14 protein-coding genes are annotated in these 14,121 nt (G+C 64.6%); 7 read left to right on the top strand and 7 right to left on the bottom strand.

Annotated elements, in window-relative coordinates; all coding sequences use genetic code 11:
- Positions 1–80 precede the first annotated feature (80 nt).
- The 5 genes from KBY99_RS11330 (at position 81) to KBY99_RS11310 (ending at position 5,885) form a co-directional block, all read left to right on the top strand.
- The gene (locus tag KBY99_RS11330; RefSeq protein WP_254999136.1) at positions 81–1,049 is read left to right on the top strand and encodes a DnaJ C-terminal domain-containing protein; all 969 of its coding nucleotides are present in this window, start codon (positions 81–83) and stop codon (positions 1,047–1,049) included.
- A 25-nt stretch (positions 1,050–1,074) separates the two neighbouring features.
- Complete coding sequence (hemB, locus tag KBY99_RS11325; RefSeq protein ID WP_254999135.1) at positions 1,075–2,076, top strand: porphobilinogen synthase; 1,002 nt, start codon at positions 1,075–1,077, stop codon at positions 2,074–2,076.
- A gap of 64 nt (positions 2,077–2,140) precedes the next feature.
- Positions 2,141–3,037, top strand: coding sequence for a hypothetical protein (locus tag KBY99_RS11320; protein WP_254999134.1), 897 nt, complete (start codon positions 2,141–2,143; stop codon positions 3,035–3,037).
- Positions 3,038–3,057: 20 nt separating this feature from the next.
- The gene (locus KBY99_RS11315; RefSeq protein ID WP_254999133.1) at positions 3,058–3,447 is read left to right on the top strand and encodes a VOC family protein; all 390 of its coding nucleotides are present in this window, start codon (positions 3,058–3,060) and stop codon (positions 3,445–3,447) included.
- On the top strand, positions 3,444–5,885 hold the full coding sequence (locus tag KBY99_RS11310) for an endonuclease MutS2 (protein ID WP_254999132.1): 2,442 nt from the start codon (positions 3,444–3,446) through the stop codon (positions 5,883–5,885). The genes KBY99_RS11315 and KBY99_RS11310 overlap by 4 nt, the downstream gene beginning before the upstream one ends.
- On the opposite strand, the gene KBY99_RS11305 is transcribed toward KBY99_RS11310, so the two are convergent.
- On the bottom strand, positions 5,873–7,099 hold the full coding sequence (locus KBY99_RS11305; protein WP_254999130.1) for an ABC transporter ATP-binding protein: 1,227 nt from the start codon (positions 7,097–7,099) through the stop codon (positions 5,873–5,875). The genes KBY99_RS11310 and KBY99_RS11305 overlap by 13 nt on opposite strands.
- Positions 7,100–7,137: 38 nt before the next feature.
- Between KBY99_RS11305 and obgE the strand changes: the two genes are divergently transcribed.
- Positions 7,138–8,148: a GTPase ObgE gene (obgE, locus tag KBY99_RS11300; RefSeq protein WP_254999129.1), complete on the top strand. Its 1,011-nt coding sequence runs from the start codon at positions 7,138–7,140 to the stop codon at positions 8,146–8,148.
- 5 nt (positions 8,149–8,153) lie between these two features.
- Here the strand turns inward: obgE and KBY99_RS11295 are convergent, their stop codons facing one another.
- From KBY99_RS11295 to KBY99_RS11280, 4 genes are all read right to left on the bottom strand, one after another.
- Positions 8,154–8,372 carry a CP12 domain-containing protein gene (locus KBY99_RS11295; protein ID WP_106632635.1) on the bottom strand — a complete coding sequence of 73 codons (219 nt, stop codon included), beginning with the start codon at positions 8,370–8,372 and terminating at the stop codon, positions 8,154–8,156.
- Positions 8,373–8,576: 204 nt separating this feature from the next.
- Positions 8,577–10,466: an ABC-F family ATP-binding cassette domain-containing protein gene (locus tag KBY99_RS11290; RefSeq protein ID WP_254929683.1), complete on the bottom strand. Its 1,890-nt coding sequence runs from the start codon at positions 10,464–10,466 to the stop codon at positions 8,577–8,579.
- Positions 10,463–11,104, bottom strand: a complete 642-nt coding sequence (locus KBY99_RS11285) for a DUF2301 domain-containing membrane protein (protein WP_254999128.1) — start codon at positions 11,102–11,104, stop codon at positions 10,463–10,465. Before KBY99_RS11285 ends, KBY99_RS11290 begins: the two co-directional genes overlap by 4 nt.
- Positions 11,101–12,054 carry a glutathione S-transferase C-terminal domain-containing protein gene (locus KBY99_RS11280; RefSeq protein WP_254999127.1) on the bottom strand — a complete coding sequence of 318 codons (954 nt, stop codon included), beginning with the start codon at positions 12,052–12,054 and terminating at the stop codon, positions 11,101–11,103. The genes KBY99_RS11285 and KBY99_RS11280 overlap by 4 nt, the downstream gene beginning before the upstream one ends.
- Positions 12,055–12,125: 71 nt before the next feature.
- Between KBY99_RS11280 and KBY99_RS11275 the strand changes: the two genes are divergently transcribed.
- Complete coding sequence (locus KBY99_RS11275; protein ID WP_254999126.1) at positions 12,126–13,094, top strand: aspartoacylase; 969 nt, start codon at positions 12,126–12,128, stop codon at positions 13,092–13,094.
- Here the strand turns inward: KBY99_RS11275 and KBY99_RS11270 are convergent.
- Together KBY99_RS11270 and KBY99_RS11265 are read right to left on the bottom strand one after the other, a co-directional pair.
- The gene (locus KBY99_RS11270) at positions 13,073–13,498 is read right to left on the bottom strand and encodes a hypothetical protein (protein ID WP_254999125.1); all 426 of its coding nucleotides are present in this window, start codon (positions 13,496–13,498) and stop codon (positions 13,073–13,075) included. The genes KBY99_RS11275 and KBY99_RS11270 overlap by 22 nt on opposite strands.
- Positions 13,499–13,557: 59 nt before the next feature.
- Positions 13,558–13,914 carry a hypothetical protein gene (locus KBY99_RS11265; RefSeq protein ID WP_106632617.1) on the bottom strand — a complete coding sequence of 119 codons (357 nt, stop codon included), beginning with the start codon at positions 13,912–13,914 and terminating at the stop codon, positions 13,558–13,560.
- Positions 13,915–14,121 lie beyond the last annotated feature (207 nt).

Here is a 14,121-nt window from a genome sequence, read left to right as displayed (position 1 = left end):
TTCGGCCTTCCGCCCTTCCTTGGCCCAGCGGAAGTTCCCAGCGGCTGAGACACTAAATAGGTGCGGTGGTTTTGGGGTCGATGAGCGCGAACGGCTACCGCGATTACTTCAACGTGCTCGAGGTGGAGCGTGGCGCCGATGCCGACGCCATCAAGCGCGCCTTTCGCAAGCTGGCCCGTCAGTACCACCCGGACGTGAATCCCGGCGATGCGGGGGCTGAGGCCAAGTTCAAAGAGGTGAGCGAGGCCTATGAAGTGCTCTCCGATCCTGATAAACGCCGGCGCTACGAGCAATTTGGCCAGTACTGGAGCCAGGCGGGCGGTGGCTCGGCCAGTGGCGGCGTTGATGTTGATTTTGGCCGCTATGGCAACTTCGACGACTTCATTAACGACTTGCTAGGTCGTTTTGGCGGCCCCTCCCCCGGCGGTGCCCCGGGGGGGTTTGGTTTCAGTTCAGGCTTCCCTGGTGGCTTTGCTGGCGGCATGCCCGGCGGCGGCCGCAGCGCCCCGATCAATCTTGATGCTGAGGCCAGCATCAGCCTCTCCTTTGCCGATGCTTTCCGCGGCTCCGAGCGCACCTTGGCCGTCAACGACGAGCGGGTGCAGGTGCGCATCCCGCCAGGGGTGAAGCACGGCAGCCGCCTGCGGCTGAAGGGCAAGGGCAACCTGCAGCCCGGCACCGGCCGCCGCGGCGACCTGTACCTCAACCTGCAACTGCAGGAGCATCCGGTGTGGAAGCTCGATGGCGACCAGCTGCGCGCTGAGTTGCCCCTCAGCCTTGATGAATTGGCCCTCGGCGGTGAGGTGCGGGTGGCTACCCCCGACGGTGAGGCCTCCGTGCAGGTGCCGCCTGGTATGACCCTGGGCCGCAGCCTGCGGCTCAAGGGCAAGGGCTGGCCCCTCAAGGACGGCCGCGGCGACCTGCTGCTTACGCCGGTGCTCAAGTTGCCCGAGCAGCTCAGCGCCGAGGAGCGCCAGCTGCTGGAGCAGTTGCGTGCTGCCCGCAGCGCCGATCCCCGCTCTGGCTGGATTCAGGCGGCCCGTCTCTAGGATCCGGGCCAGCCAGGCCTTTTTCATGGAGCTCACCTACCGTCCCCGCCGATTGCGCCGCACCCCGGCTTTGCGGTCGATGGTGCGGGAGCATCACCTAAATGCTGCCGACTTTATTTATCCGCTCTTCGTGCACGAAGGCGCCACCAACGAGCCAATTGGTGCCATGCCAGGAGCTATGCGCTGGAGCCTCGAAGGCTTGGTGCAGGAGGTGGGCCGCGCTTGGGACTTGGGTATCCGCTGCGTTGTGCTGTTCCCCAAGGTGGCCGATGGCCTTAAAACCGAAGACGGCGCCGAATGCTTCAACGAAGGTGGCCTGATACCCCGAGCTATTCGCCGGCTTAAGGAGGTGCACCCCGAGATGGCGATCATGACGGACGTGGCCCTCGATCCCTACTCCTGTGACGGCCATGACGGCATCGTTAGCGATGAAGGGATAGTGCTCAACGATGAAACGGTGGCGATCCTCTGTCGCCAAGCCGTTGCCCAAGCTCGGGCAGGGGCGGATCTGATTGGCCCCAGCGACATGATGGATGGACGAGTTGGGGCTATCCGCGAAGCCCTCGATGAGGAGGGGTTCGAGCATATCGGCATTATTAGCTATACAGCTAAATATTCTTCCGCTTATTACGGCCCCTTCCGCGAAGCTCTTGATTCGGCCCCTCGGGTTGGCGCGGGCAAGCCAATTCCGAATGATAAATCAACCTATCAAATGGATCCGTCCAATGGACGTGAAGCGCTCACCGAAGCCCTGCTCGATGAACAGGAGGGTGCTGATATTTTGATGGTTAAGCCTGGCCTTGCCTACCTAGACATCATCTACCGTCTGCGTGGCGAAACCGAGCTGCCAATTGCTGCTTACAACGTAAGTGGTGAATACGCCATGGTGAAGGCCGCCGCTGAAAAGGGCTGGATCGACGAGCGGGCCGTGGTGCTGGAAACCCTGCTGTGCTTTAAGCGGGCTGGGGCTAATTTGATCCTCACTTATCACGCCTGTGATGCTGCGCAGTGGCTGCGCCAGGGGTAATTTTATTAATACCCGATATTTTTGGATTTGGCCTTGTCTGGCTACAGCTACTTACATCGCTTTGATGACTGCGCTGGCCAGGGCTAGTGGCATCAGTTACCTGTTGTTTCCAGAGCTGGGGGCGCTCGCTTCTGTTGTGCTTGCCGATCCGCTCAGCAGCTGGGCCCGTTCCCCAAAACTCCTGGCCCTGACACCGGTATTAACTGCTGTCCCTGGAGTGCTGGTAACCCGCACCATGCCCTATGGCCCCACTGCGCTGATATTGGATCTGGCGATCTGCTTGCTTGTGATCCGGCTTCTACGCTCGCCGGTTATTCCGGCAATTTCAGCCGGGGTATTGCCCTTAGTGCTGGGAATTACGAGTTTTTTGTACCCGGTGGCGATTCTGGTGGGCACAGGTGGGCTGGCCCTAATCGTAATGCTTCGCTCTCACTTGATGCCGCCACCGGCTCGGGCTGAAGTCTCCCACTTGGCGCCAAACATTTCAACTTTGATTGCCTCCAAGTCCTGGTTTGGAAGGGTTCCCTGGCTGCTGCCTTTGGCTGTTTTCTTGCTGGGAGCTCTGGTAATGGTTCAGCTGCTGGGATCCCACTTGGTTTTATATCCCCCTTTGCTGGTGATTGCCTGGGAGATGTTGGCTCATGCTGATGAGTGTCCCTGGCAAGGCCGCTCCTTAGCCGTCCTGGTGGTTACTGCTGGAGCGGCTGTTACTGGAATTGCATTGGTGCTGGCTCTGGGGGTGAGTCCGCTGGCCGCATTTTTGGCTGTTTTGGTTACTGCGCTGTTGCTCAGGTTGGCTCGCCTTCGTTGTGCTCCGGCTTTCGGTTTGGCCCTGCTTCCCTTCGTAATTCCTGCACCCACGCTCGCCTATCCCCTCCTCACCTTGGCGGGCACCGCCTGGCTGCTGTTGGTGGTGAAGCTCGATCAGATCCTCAAGATCCGGTTCTGTAACCCACAATGAACTCACCCGGTTCAGTTGCCATGGCTCCTGCTGCTGTTCATCACCTTGGCCATGTGGCACTGCGGGTGCAGGACATGGAGCGGGCCAAGGCCTTCTATGTCTCCCTGGGCCTGCAGCTCTGCTGGGATGCACCCGATTGGGCCTATTTGCAGTGGCCTGGGGCCGGCACGGGCTTGGCCCTGCTCAGCCCTAGTTACAAAGCTGCCGGGCCCCATTTTGCTTTCCATTTCCGCGACCGCTCAGAGGTGGATGCGGTGCACGCCCAGCTTGTGGCTGCCGGCCGCTCCTGCGGCCCAGTGCATGACCACCGTGACGGAACTGCCAGCTTCTATCTCCAAGACCCAGAAGGCAACTGGCTCGAGATGCTCTACGAGCCCCCTGGCGGCATCCCCTCCAATCTGCCCGGGTGAACGACGTCACTGCCCCCCCATTGGCCCCAATTCAGCAGGAGGCCCTGGAGCTGCTCGAGTGGCCGCGGCTAGCTGAGCAGCTAGCCAGCTTCGCCAGCACAGCTCCGGGCCGCGGTGCCTGCCTGGAGCTGGCCCTGCCCGCTTGCCTCGCTGCCAGCCGCACCCTGCTCGCTGAAACCACCGAGCTGCTTGGCCTCGACGGGCTGCTGGAGGGGGGACTGAGTTTTCAGGGAGTTGCCGATATCGCGGCGCTGGTGACCCTCTGCGCCAAGGGCGGCACGGCTCCGGGCGAGGAGTTGCTGGCCTTGGCCACCACCCTGGCTGCGGCCCGCCGGCTGCGGCGCCAGATCGACGATCCCCAGCTGCGGCCGGTCTGTACGGCCCTGGTGGCTGAGCTGCGCACCCTGCCGGAGCTGGAGCAGCGGCTGCATTTTTGCCTTGAAGAGGGCGGCCGGGTGGCGGATCGGGCCAGCCCGCCCCTGGAGGAATTGCGGCGCCAGCTGCTTGGGGCCCGCTCAGATCGGCGTGATCGACTGCAGGAGCTGATGCGGCGCTGCGGCGCCATGCTTCAGGACACGGTGATCTCGGAGCGCAACGGCCGTCCCGTGCTGTCTGTGAAGGCTGGAGCTGCCTCTCAGTTGCCAGGGCTGGTGCACGACAGCTCGGCTTCGGGACAAACGGTGTTCATCGAACCCCAGGCCGTGATTGCCCTGGGCAATCGCATACGCGACCTGGAGGGGCGCGAGCGGGAGTTGGAGCGGGCCGTGCTGAGGGCCCTGAGCGCACAGGTGGGCGAGGAGGCGGAAGCTCTGGCCGCACTCCAGCAGGTGCTGGTGCGCCTGGATGCGGGGGTGGCTCGGGCGCGCTACGGCCAATGGTTGGGGGCGGTACGCCCGGAGCTGACAGACGACCCCAGCGCGCCCTTCGAGCTGCGTGAGCTGCGCCACCCCCTGCTGCTTTGGCAGCAGCGGCGTCAGGGAGGCCATGCGGTGGTGCCCGTGAGCCTGCTGGTGGCAGCGGAGTTGCGGGTGGTGGCGATCACGGGCCCCAACACCGGCGGCAAAACCGTGACCCTCAAAAGCGTCGGCTTGGCGGCTCTTATGGCTCGGGCGGGCCTGTTCCTGCCCTGCAGCGGCACGCCCCGCCTGCCCTGGTGCGCCCAGGTGCTGGCCGACATCGGCGATGAGCAATCGCTGCAACAAAACCTCTCCACCTTCAGCGGCCACATCCGCCGCATCGCCCGCATCCTTGAAGCTCTGCCTGGGTCTGGCGCTGCTGGCGGCGCCAACCTGGTGCTGCTCGATGAGGTGGGGGCTGGCACCGACCCCCTTGAGGGTTCGGCCCTGGCCACGGCCCTGCTCAAGCACCTGGCCGATCGGGCCCGGCTCACGATCGCTACCACCCACTTTGGTGAGCTCAAGGCGCTCAAATACGCCGATCCACGCTTCGAGAACGCTTCGGTGGCCTTTGACGTGGACACCCTCTCGCCCACCTACCGGCTGCAGTGGGGCATCCCGGGCCGCAGCAACGCCCTGGCGATTGCCCGCCGGCTGGGGCTGGGGGAGCCGGTGCTGGAGCTCGCCGCCGCCCAGCTGGAGCCCCTCGGCGAGGGCGAGGTGAACCAGGTGATCGCCGGCCTGGAAAATCAGCGTCAACGCCAGCAGGAGGCTGCCGAGGAGGCCGCCGCCCTACTGGCCCGCACTGAGCTGTTGCACGAGGAGTTGCTGCTGCGCTGGCAACAGCAGACCCAGCAGAGCGCCGAGCTACAGGAACAGCGGCGCCAGCAGTTGGAGCTCTCGATTCGTCAGGGACAGAACGAGGTGAAGCGCATCATCAGGAGGCTGCGCCAGGGGCGCGATGGGGGAGAGGCCAGTAGCGCCGCCCTAGGCGAAACCGCCCGCCAGGCCGGCCAGCGGCTCAAATCGCTAGAGCAGCAGCACCGCCCCACCCCGGAGCGGCGCGAGCACCGGGGCTGGATGCCCGCCGTTGGTGATCGGGTGCGGCTGTTATCGCTGGGCAAGGCCGGTGAGGTCCTTTCCCTCGCCGATGACGGCCGGGAACTCACGGTGCGCTGTGGGGTGATGCGGTTGACCCTGGAGCTGGCCGGTATCGAGGGGCTGCATGGCGAAAAACCCTCACCCCCTGAGGTGCGGGTGCAGGTGAAGGGTCAGCGGGGGCTGGGGGGCCGGGGCCCGGATGTGCGCTCCGAGCGCAACACCGTTGATGTGCGCGGCCTGCGGGTGCATGAAGCCGAGGCCCAGCTGGAGGAGCGGCTGCGCGCCGCCAATGGTCCCGTGTGGGTGATCCACGGCATCGGCACTGGCAAACTCAAGCGCGGCCTGCGGGCCTGGTTGGCAACGGTGCCCTACGTGGAGCGGGTGAGTGACGCCGAGCAGGGCGACGGCGGGGCTGGCTGCAGCGTGATTTACGTGAAATAGGGCAGGGTCGGCTCCAGGCTTGCGGGCTCAGGGGGCAGGGGCAGGGCTTCGCCGCTGGCGTCAAACAGGCGCCAGCCGCGGGGATCAATTTCGAGGTTCAGGCTGGCCCCCGGCGGCAGGATTGTTTCAGGGCCGACCCGCACCTGCACCAGGTGACCGCCCTCCTCCAGGCGGCAGGTGAGCAGTTGTTCGTTGCCCAGGGCTTCGCCATGGCTCACCTCGGCCCGCAGGTTGCGGTTGGTGGCGGGAGCTAGCTGGAAGTGCTCGGGCCGCAGTCCGCCAGTGAGCGCCTCCCCTGCCCGTGATGCCAGAACCTCGGCCAGGGGCCCCTCAACCGCCAGCTTGCGGCTGCCCAGCTGCACCTGGCCCGCACCTATCGCGGTTACCGGCAGCAGATTCATGGGCGGGCTGCCGATGAACTGGGCTACAAACAAATTGGCGGGCCACTGATAGAGCTCCATCGGTGTGCCGAGCTGCTGCAGCCTTCCGGCATTGAGCACGGCGATCCGGTGACCCATGGTCATGGCCTCCACCTGGTCGTGGGTCACATACAGGGTGGTGGTGCCGAGGCGTCGCTGCAGCTCAACGATTTGGGTGCGGGTGCCGGTGCGCAGCTTGGCGTCGAGGTTGCTGAGCGGTTCGTCCATCAAAAACACTGCCGGCGCCCGGGCGATGGCCCGGCCCAGGGCAACCCGCTGCTTCTGGCCGCCGGAAAGCTCCTTTGGCAGCCGATCGAGTAACTGGTCGAGCTCCAGGGTTTCCGCTACCTCGGCGATGCGCTGGGCGATGCGCTCCTCCCTCCGTGAGCGCAGCCGCAAGGGCCCTGGCAGCCGCCTGGTGGCCAGATGCAGGCTGTCTTGAAGCTGCTCAAGGGCCGTGCGGTTGCGGCTGCGGCGCAGGCCGAAGCCGATGTTGCCGGCCACCGTGAGATGGGGATAGAGCGCATAGCTCTGGAACACCATGGCCACGTCTCGTTGGGCTGGGCGCAGCGAGCTCACGGGCCGATTGCCCACGTAGATCTCCCCCTGGCTGGGCTGCTCTAGGCCAGCCAGTAGGCGCAGCAGGGTGCTTTTGCCGCAGCCTGAGGGCCCAACCAACACCAAAAATTCGCCGTCCTGAATCTGTAGATCCAGCTGGCGCAGTACCTGCACCGGATCACCACCGCGCCGGGGTGGGTAGGTCTTGCTGACCTGCTGGAAGCGAACCTCTGCCAAGACGGGCCTTCAGACGGCGCGATCCTAGGTTTGTTCCAATGCAATTCATCGATCAAGCCCGCGTAACGGTCAAGGCCGGCCGAGGCGGCGACGGAATCGTGGCGTTTCGCCGCGAGAAATATGTGCCAGCCGGCGGCCCTTCCGGCGGCGATGGCGGCCGTGGTGCCGACGTGCTGCTGGTGGCTGACGCCAACCTCCAGACCCTGCTGGATTTCAAGTACAAGCGGCAGTTTTTGGCGGTCGATGGTCGCCGGGGCGGTCCCAATCGCTGCACCGGTGCCAGCGGCAACCAGCTGGTGATCAAGGTGCCCTGCGGCACCGTGGTGCGCGATGCCCGCACCTCAATTTTGCTAGGTGATCTCACCGATGCGGGTGAGGAGCTACTGGTGGCCTTTGGCGGCCGCGGCGGCCTGGGAAATGCCCACTACCTCAGCAACCGCAACCGGGCCCCAGAGAAGTTCACCGAGGGCCGGGAGGGAGAGGAGTGGCTGCTGCAGCTGGAGCTCAAGCTGCTGGCTGAAGTTGGCATCATCGGCTTGCCCAATGCCGGCAAGAGCACCTTGATTTCGGTGCTTTCGGCAGCTCGGCCCAAGATCGCCGATTACCCCTTCACCACCCTGGTGCCCAACCTGGGGGTGGTGCGCCGTCCCAGTGGTGACGGCACCGTCTTTGCCGATATTCCTGGTTTGATCGCTGGAGCGGCCCAGGGGGCAGGGCTAGGGCACGACTTCCTACGCCACATCGAGCGCACCCGGCTGCTGATCCACCTGATCGATTCCAGCGCTGAGGATGTGGTCGCCGACCTCAACGTGGTTGAGGGGGAGCTCACGGCCTACGGCCATGGGCTCGACCAGAGACCCCGCCTAGTAGTGCTCAATAAGATCGAGTTGCTCGATCCAGCCAGCCTTGAAGATCTGGTAGGGAAGGTGAGCCAGCAGGTGCAGGCCCGTGGCGGCTTGCCCGTTCTGGCTGTTTCAGCTGCTGCCTCCAAAAATTTGCCGCAGCTGCTGGCCGCGGTGTGGCAGCAGCTCGGCATAATCCAGCCCTAGGCAATTCAGTCGTCGTAGACGCGGCACTCGGGGGCAGAAGGGTTCAGGTCACAGAACACTTCCAGTGGGGTTGGGTCGTGGCTGTCCTCGGGATGGTGCTCTTTGAACTCCTTGAGACCCTGGAGCTCTTCCTCCAAGTGGCGAACCTTGCCTAGGTCGCCAGCGGCCTTGGCTGCCTCGATCTCGCTCTGATCTTTCTGGATGTGCTCGTCGATGCTTTTCATTCGGATACCGGTCACTGGATACCGGAGCTCGTCGCCGATCACCTTACGGGCGCCTGTTCTGGATCGACGCCCCGGGGGTGCACTGCTGACTCTTTGAACACTCCCAATGGCGCCGGGAGCTGAGCTTTGGTGATGTGTTGGATTGACAACAATGTGCGCCCAGCGTTCTCGGCGCTGCTGCCAGCCATGGCTGGGGCCCCCGTTTCACCCCGCCAGCTCACTGAGTTCGAGCCAGCGCTCCTCGCCGCAATGGATGCGCTCCGTTAACGCGGCCAGCTCCTGGGTGAGTCCCTCAAGGGCGGCGTAGTCGCTGCCTGAACTGGCCAGGGCCAGCTCCAGGTCACAGCGCTGCTGCTCCCAGACCGGCAGGTTTACCTCCAATTCGCCCAGCTCCCGGCTCTCCTTGAAGCTGCGCCGCCGCGTCTGGGCCTTGCTGGCTTGGGGCGCTATCGGGGCTGGATTCTTGGGGCTCTTGGGCGCGGCCTGGCGGGTAGAGCTCGCTTCTAAGTAGGCGCTGTAGTTGCCCTCAAAGCGCTGCAGCTCGCCATTCTCAAAGCAGAACAGCCGATCCACGGTGCGATCGAGGAAGTAGCGGTCGTGGGAGACCACCACCACGCAGCCGCGGAAGTCTTCAAGGAAGTCTTCGAGCACGCTCAGGGTCTGTACGTCCAGGTCGTTGGTGGGCTCGTCGAGCAGGAGCACGTTGGGGGCCTCGATCAGCAGCCGGCAGAGATGGAGCCGCCGCCGTTCGCCGCCGGAGAGCTTGGCCACCGGTTGGTGCTGTTGGGCTGGTGGAAACAGGAAGCGCTCCAGCAACTGGGAGGCGCTCAGCTCCTCGCCGTCCACTGCCACCCGACTGGCGGCAGCTTGAACCACCTCCAGCACCTTCTGGTCGGGCTTGAGCAGCACATCGCTGTGCTGGTCGAAGTAGGCGAGCTTCACGGTGGAGCCCAGCTCCAGGCTGCCGCTGCTGGGTTGGCGCCGGCCGGCGATCACCTCAAGCAGGCTCGACTTGCCCACCCCGTTTGGGCCAATGATGCCGACCCGGTCTTCCGGGCTGAAGTCGTAGCTGAAGGCGCGCAGCAGGGCCCTGGTCTCAGGTCCTTCGCCCACACTCACCTCCAGGTCCTCGGCGGTGATGGCCCGCTTGCCGAGCCGCCGGCTGGTGGTGGCCAAGCTCACCTGGCCGCGGCCCTGCCGCAGAGGTGCCTCCCGCATCGCCTCAATTCGCTGGATACGGGCCTTCTGCTTGGTGCTGCGGGCTTTGGGACCCTGCCTTAGCCAGGCCAGTTCCCGCCGCAGCGTGCCCTTGAACTTGGCGGCTGAGGCCGCTTCAGATGCCTCCTCTTCAGCTTTATGGGTGAGATAGGTGGCGTAGTTGCCGTCGTAGCTGCGGGCCAGGCCCCGATCTACCTCCACGATCCGGCGGGTGACCCGATCGAGCACGTAGCGGTCGTGGGTCACCAGCACTAGGGCGCCGGAGAAGCGCTCCAGATAGCTCTGCAGCCATTCCACCCCGTTGGCGTCGAGGTGGTTGGTGGGCTCATCCAGTAGCAGCACGTCCGGCTCGGCCACCAGTGCTGCAGCCAGGGCGACCCGCTTGCGATAGCCCCCGGAGAGGTCGCCCACCTTGCGTTCGATGTCGGCGATGCCTAGCCGCTCCAGCACCTCGCGGCACTGCTGCTCTAGCCCCCAGGCATTGAGCTGATCCATGCGGCCATGCAGGTCGCTGAGCTGGGCCAGGGCGATGGCGTTGTCGGGGCCATCAGCCACTGCCTGACTCAGGGCCGTGTGCTGCCGCAGCAAAGCCATCTTCTCGCCGCTACCGGCAAACACCTGCTCCAGCACGGTGTGCTCGGGGTCTAGCTCGGGCTCTTGGTCTACTAGCACCACCCGGGTGCGGGGGGCGCAGCGGCGCTGGCCGCTGCCGAGGGGCTCATTGCCCGCAAGCACCTTCAACAAGGTGCTCTTGCCGGCCCCATTGGGACCTATCAGCCCGAGCCGCTCCCGCTCGCCGATGTGCAGGGTGAGGCCCTCAAACAGGGTGCGAATGCCGAAGTCCTTGCTGGCTTCCACCAGGCTTATCAAGCTCAAAGTGCAGTCTCCTCAGCTGTGCCAGCTTGGCCTTTGAGGTAAGCAAACACGCTCTTGTCGCCCACATCAGCCGCGGCGGGCATGGGAAACTTGCGCAGGCAAAGCACCAGCAAAAGCCCGCTCTCCAGGGCCAGCAGGGCCGTGGTGATTGCTCCTGGCAGCAAGCCGCTGAGGTGGCCCAGCAGGGCGATAGGCAGCAGCAGGGTCACGCCGATCGCCTCCGGTCGCCTGAAGCAGAAAAATTCCTTGAAGCCAACCCCCGCCAAGGCCGCGAAAAAGGGGCCAATGGCCAGGATCCAGAGGGGCTGGCTGGCCAGGGCCGGCAGCATGGCGCCGGGGCCGCTGCGGATCGCCAATGCCAGGCCCCCCAGGCAGCCCAGTAGCCAGAACAGCTGCAGGGCCCGGTGCAAGGGCACTAAGTAAATGTGAATCCAGCGCAGGGCTAGTCCCAGCCCCGCAGCCATCAGCAGCATCCAGGGCCAGAGCTGGTCGGCTCCCAGCTGCCGCCACTGCACAAGCAGGCCCGCTTGGCCAATGGCCACCGCCGTGAGGGCAAGGCGGTAGCCGAGCACCTCCCTCCGGTCGGCGGCGTCAATCGTGTAGGTGCCGTACACCCCTTCAAAGATCTGATCAGTCATGGATGGGCACGGCCTTGCACCAGTGTGGCGAGTGGCGGCCCGGCCGGGATGATTCCCGAGGGATGGAGGGGAAAGAGGGCGCCGAAGTAATCGCTGCGCCAGGCCTCCGGGAAGCAGGTCTCGGCCACTCCGGGCAGGCTGTAGAGGCGCCGGCGCCAGTCCCATAGGGCTGGAAGCTGCCAAAGGGGTAGGCGGCTGCAACCAAATAGGGGCGCATAAACCAGCTCCAGCCGGATCAGGGTCGGGAAAAGCCCTATGTCGGCCAGGCTCAGTTGGGCCCCACTTAGCCAGGGAGATTGCTCCAAGGCCCCATTGGCATCCAGGAGCGCTGCAAACAAGGCCGTCTCGGCCCGGTCGTAGGCAGCCTGGGTGCGGGCGAAACCACAGCGGTAAACCCCGTCGTTGACGTCGCCCTGCAGCCGCGTACGCCACATTTCTGTGGTTTCCTGCTGGTTATGGGGCTCCAGATCGGACCCTGCTGGTGCGGGCCAGCGGTTGAGCAGCTCGATCAGCCTGGCGCTCTCCGTAACCAGGATCCGCCGCTCATTGCGGGAATAAAGCGCCGGCACCGTGGCCCGCTGCCCCGGATCAGAGCCTGATTGCTGGTAGAGCTCGATCAAGCTGGCGCAGCCTTCGAAGGGCTTGGCAAAGCGCCAGCGCCCCTCGGCTGGATCGGGGTCCACCACCACCAGGTTGATGCTGCTGCCCAGTTGGCGCAGGCTCCACACCAGCCAGGCCCGGTGGGCCCAGGGGCAGCTGCGTCCCACAATCAACACGTGCCCATCAGCCGCGCCGGCTTCGCTGGGCAGGGGCGGCAGCGCCGTGAAGGCTCCGCTGGGACGGCGGTAGTTGCCCTCGGCATCAGCCGGTCCCAGGCCACCCATTAACTGTTCCCATTGCCAGTGCCAGACCGCGCGGGCCGTGCGCACCAAGGGGGCGGGGGGAGGCATGGTTGCGGGGGCGGCAGAGCTCTGAATCTGCGTCAGGCTGGGGCCGAAATCCATTTCTGGCCTTCTTCTTTTTGATCAGCCAAATCGTCAAACCGGCCCAAGTGCTGGTCGTGGCCGGCACCCACGGCAATGAACGCAACGCCCCCTGGCTGCTGGAGCACTGGCGCCGCCAGCCCCAGGCCCTGCAGCGCCACGGCCTTGATGTGGTGTTGGTGCTGGGCAACCCAGCTGCCCACAAAGCCAATCAGCGCTATGTGGAGCGGGATTTAAATCGCTGCTTTGCTCCCGAGCTGCTGGCGGATTCCTCGAGAAACGAAGCTGATCTGCAGCGCGCTCGCCAGCTGCTCGCTTGCCATGGCCCTGATGCTGAATCTCCTTCGCTGGTGGTGCTCGACCTACACAGCACCACCAGCGCTATGGGTAACTCCTTGGTGCTCTATGGCCGGAGGCCGGCTGATCTCGCTCTGGCGGCGGGTTTGCAGGGGGAGCTGGGGCTGCCGATTTACTTGCACGAGGCCGATGCTTCCCAAACGGGCTTTTTGGTTGAGCGCTGGCCCTGCGGCCTGGTTATCGAGGTGGGTCCGGTGCCCCAGGGGGTTATCCAGGCTCAGATCTGCCGTCAAAGCCAGCTCGGCGTTGAGGCGGCCCTGGCCGTGTTGGCGGCAGCCCAGCGAGGCCGCCTAAGACTGCCGGCTGAGCTGGTGGTGCATTGCCATCTGGGCAGCCTGGATTTGCCGCGTCATCCAGATGGTTCACCCGCCGCCTGCCTGCATCCGTCCTTGCAGCATCGCGATTGGCGCCCCTTGCGTGCGGGAGATCCGGTGTTTATCGATCCCTGCGGCAAGGAAATTGGCCTGGCCCTGCCGCCGGATTTGGCGGGGGAGTTCGTTTGGCCCGTCTTTGTGAATGAGGCCGCCTACGGCGAAAAGGGCATTGCCCTAAGCCTCACTCGCAGGGAGTGTTGGCCGGTTGGGCCTGACTGGTTGCTGGCTCTAACAGACATTGCCTCCCAGTTGGCTCAACGCGGGGCGCCGTTGTAATCGATGCCAAGGACGGTGCGCCCGTCGCTGGAGATGCGGATTTCGGTTTCCACCGAAGCAGCCAGATTTAGTTGCTGCCAGCCAGGCGCGCCGCCTAGGAAGCGAAAGAGATAGCCATCGCTGGTTGAGCTGATCAGACATTTGTTGCCGGCGTTAGCCGTTTCAAACATGCACTTGTCTGGTCGGTAGAGCCCCAAGCCCCCGTTGCTCTGCACTGCGGTGTTGCGAGCCAAGTTGAGGGCCCGCACGGCGCTGAATGGAACGGGTGCCTCCGCTTGGGCCCGGGCCGGCGCCGCATTCACAAATGACAGGCTGCCAGCGCCCAGGCAACTGGCCACCAACAAGCCACCCGCCAGCAGTCGCGGACTTAACAACGTCGCTGCTGAAGCAAAAGGTGAACCCATGGGTTTATCGACGTGAGAGATCCAGCTCAACGCAGCGGCTCTGTCAGTGTCAAGGCGACTTAACCACACACCAAGGTGGCCTGCTCCTTGGTGCAAGGCAGGTCGCTCTTGCTGCCATCAGCCCAATAAACGCGTAGGCGATCGTCTGAAGTGCCGCTGCGGTACGTCAGGGATTTGATCGCTCCAGCCGGGGGCTTGCCAGCTGGGTCGGCGCCGTTAGCGGCGGGCGCCGCGTTGAGCTTTTGCTCTAGCTGCTGAATCTTTACTTCCAACTGCTCCTGGCGCTGCTGCAGCTTTTGCAGCTCGGCCGAGGGTTGGCGCTGACAGCCAGCAGAGAACAGGCAGGCTGCGGCCACGGTTGCTGTGGCCAGGCTGGCCCGTAGAGGCAGGGCTTTAAATCGAACGAGCAGGGCCATGCCGGAGACGCATCCTGAGCTGTCCTCTGCTTAGCAGTGGGCTGGCCTGCTGGCTACGGATTGCCGTCGCCGCACCCCCTATAAGCAGCGCTTATAGGATCCATCAGCAGGGCTTTGGCGCCTCCCGGCCAGCCTTCTCACTAATCCCGCAATCTTCCGTTACAGTCCTGTTACGCAATGTTCTTGCGCTCGACGGGATTCCGTCTG

The sequence above is a fragment of the Cyanobium sp. Maggiore-St4-Cus genome (assembly GCF_024345615.1).
GTDB classification, from domain to species: domain Bacteria; phylum Cyanobacteriota; class Cyanobacteriia; order PCC-6307; family Cyanobiaceae; genus Cyanobium_A; species Cyanobium_A usitatum.
The sequence above is the reverse complement of the archived record's forward strand: the minus strand, read 5'-3'. Positions and strand labels throughout refer to the sequence as shown.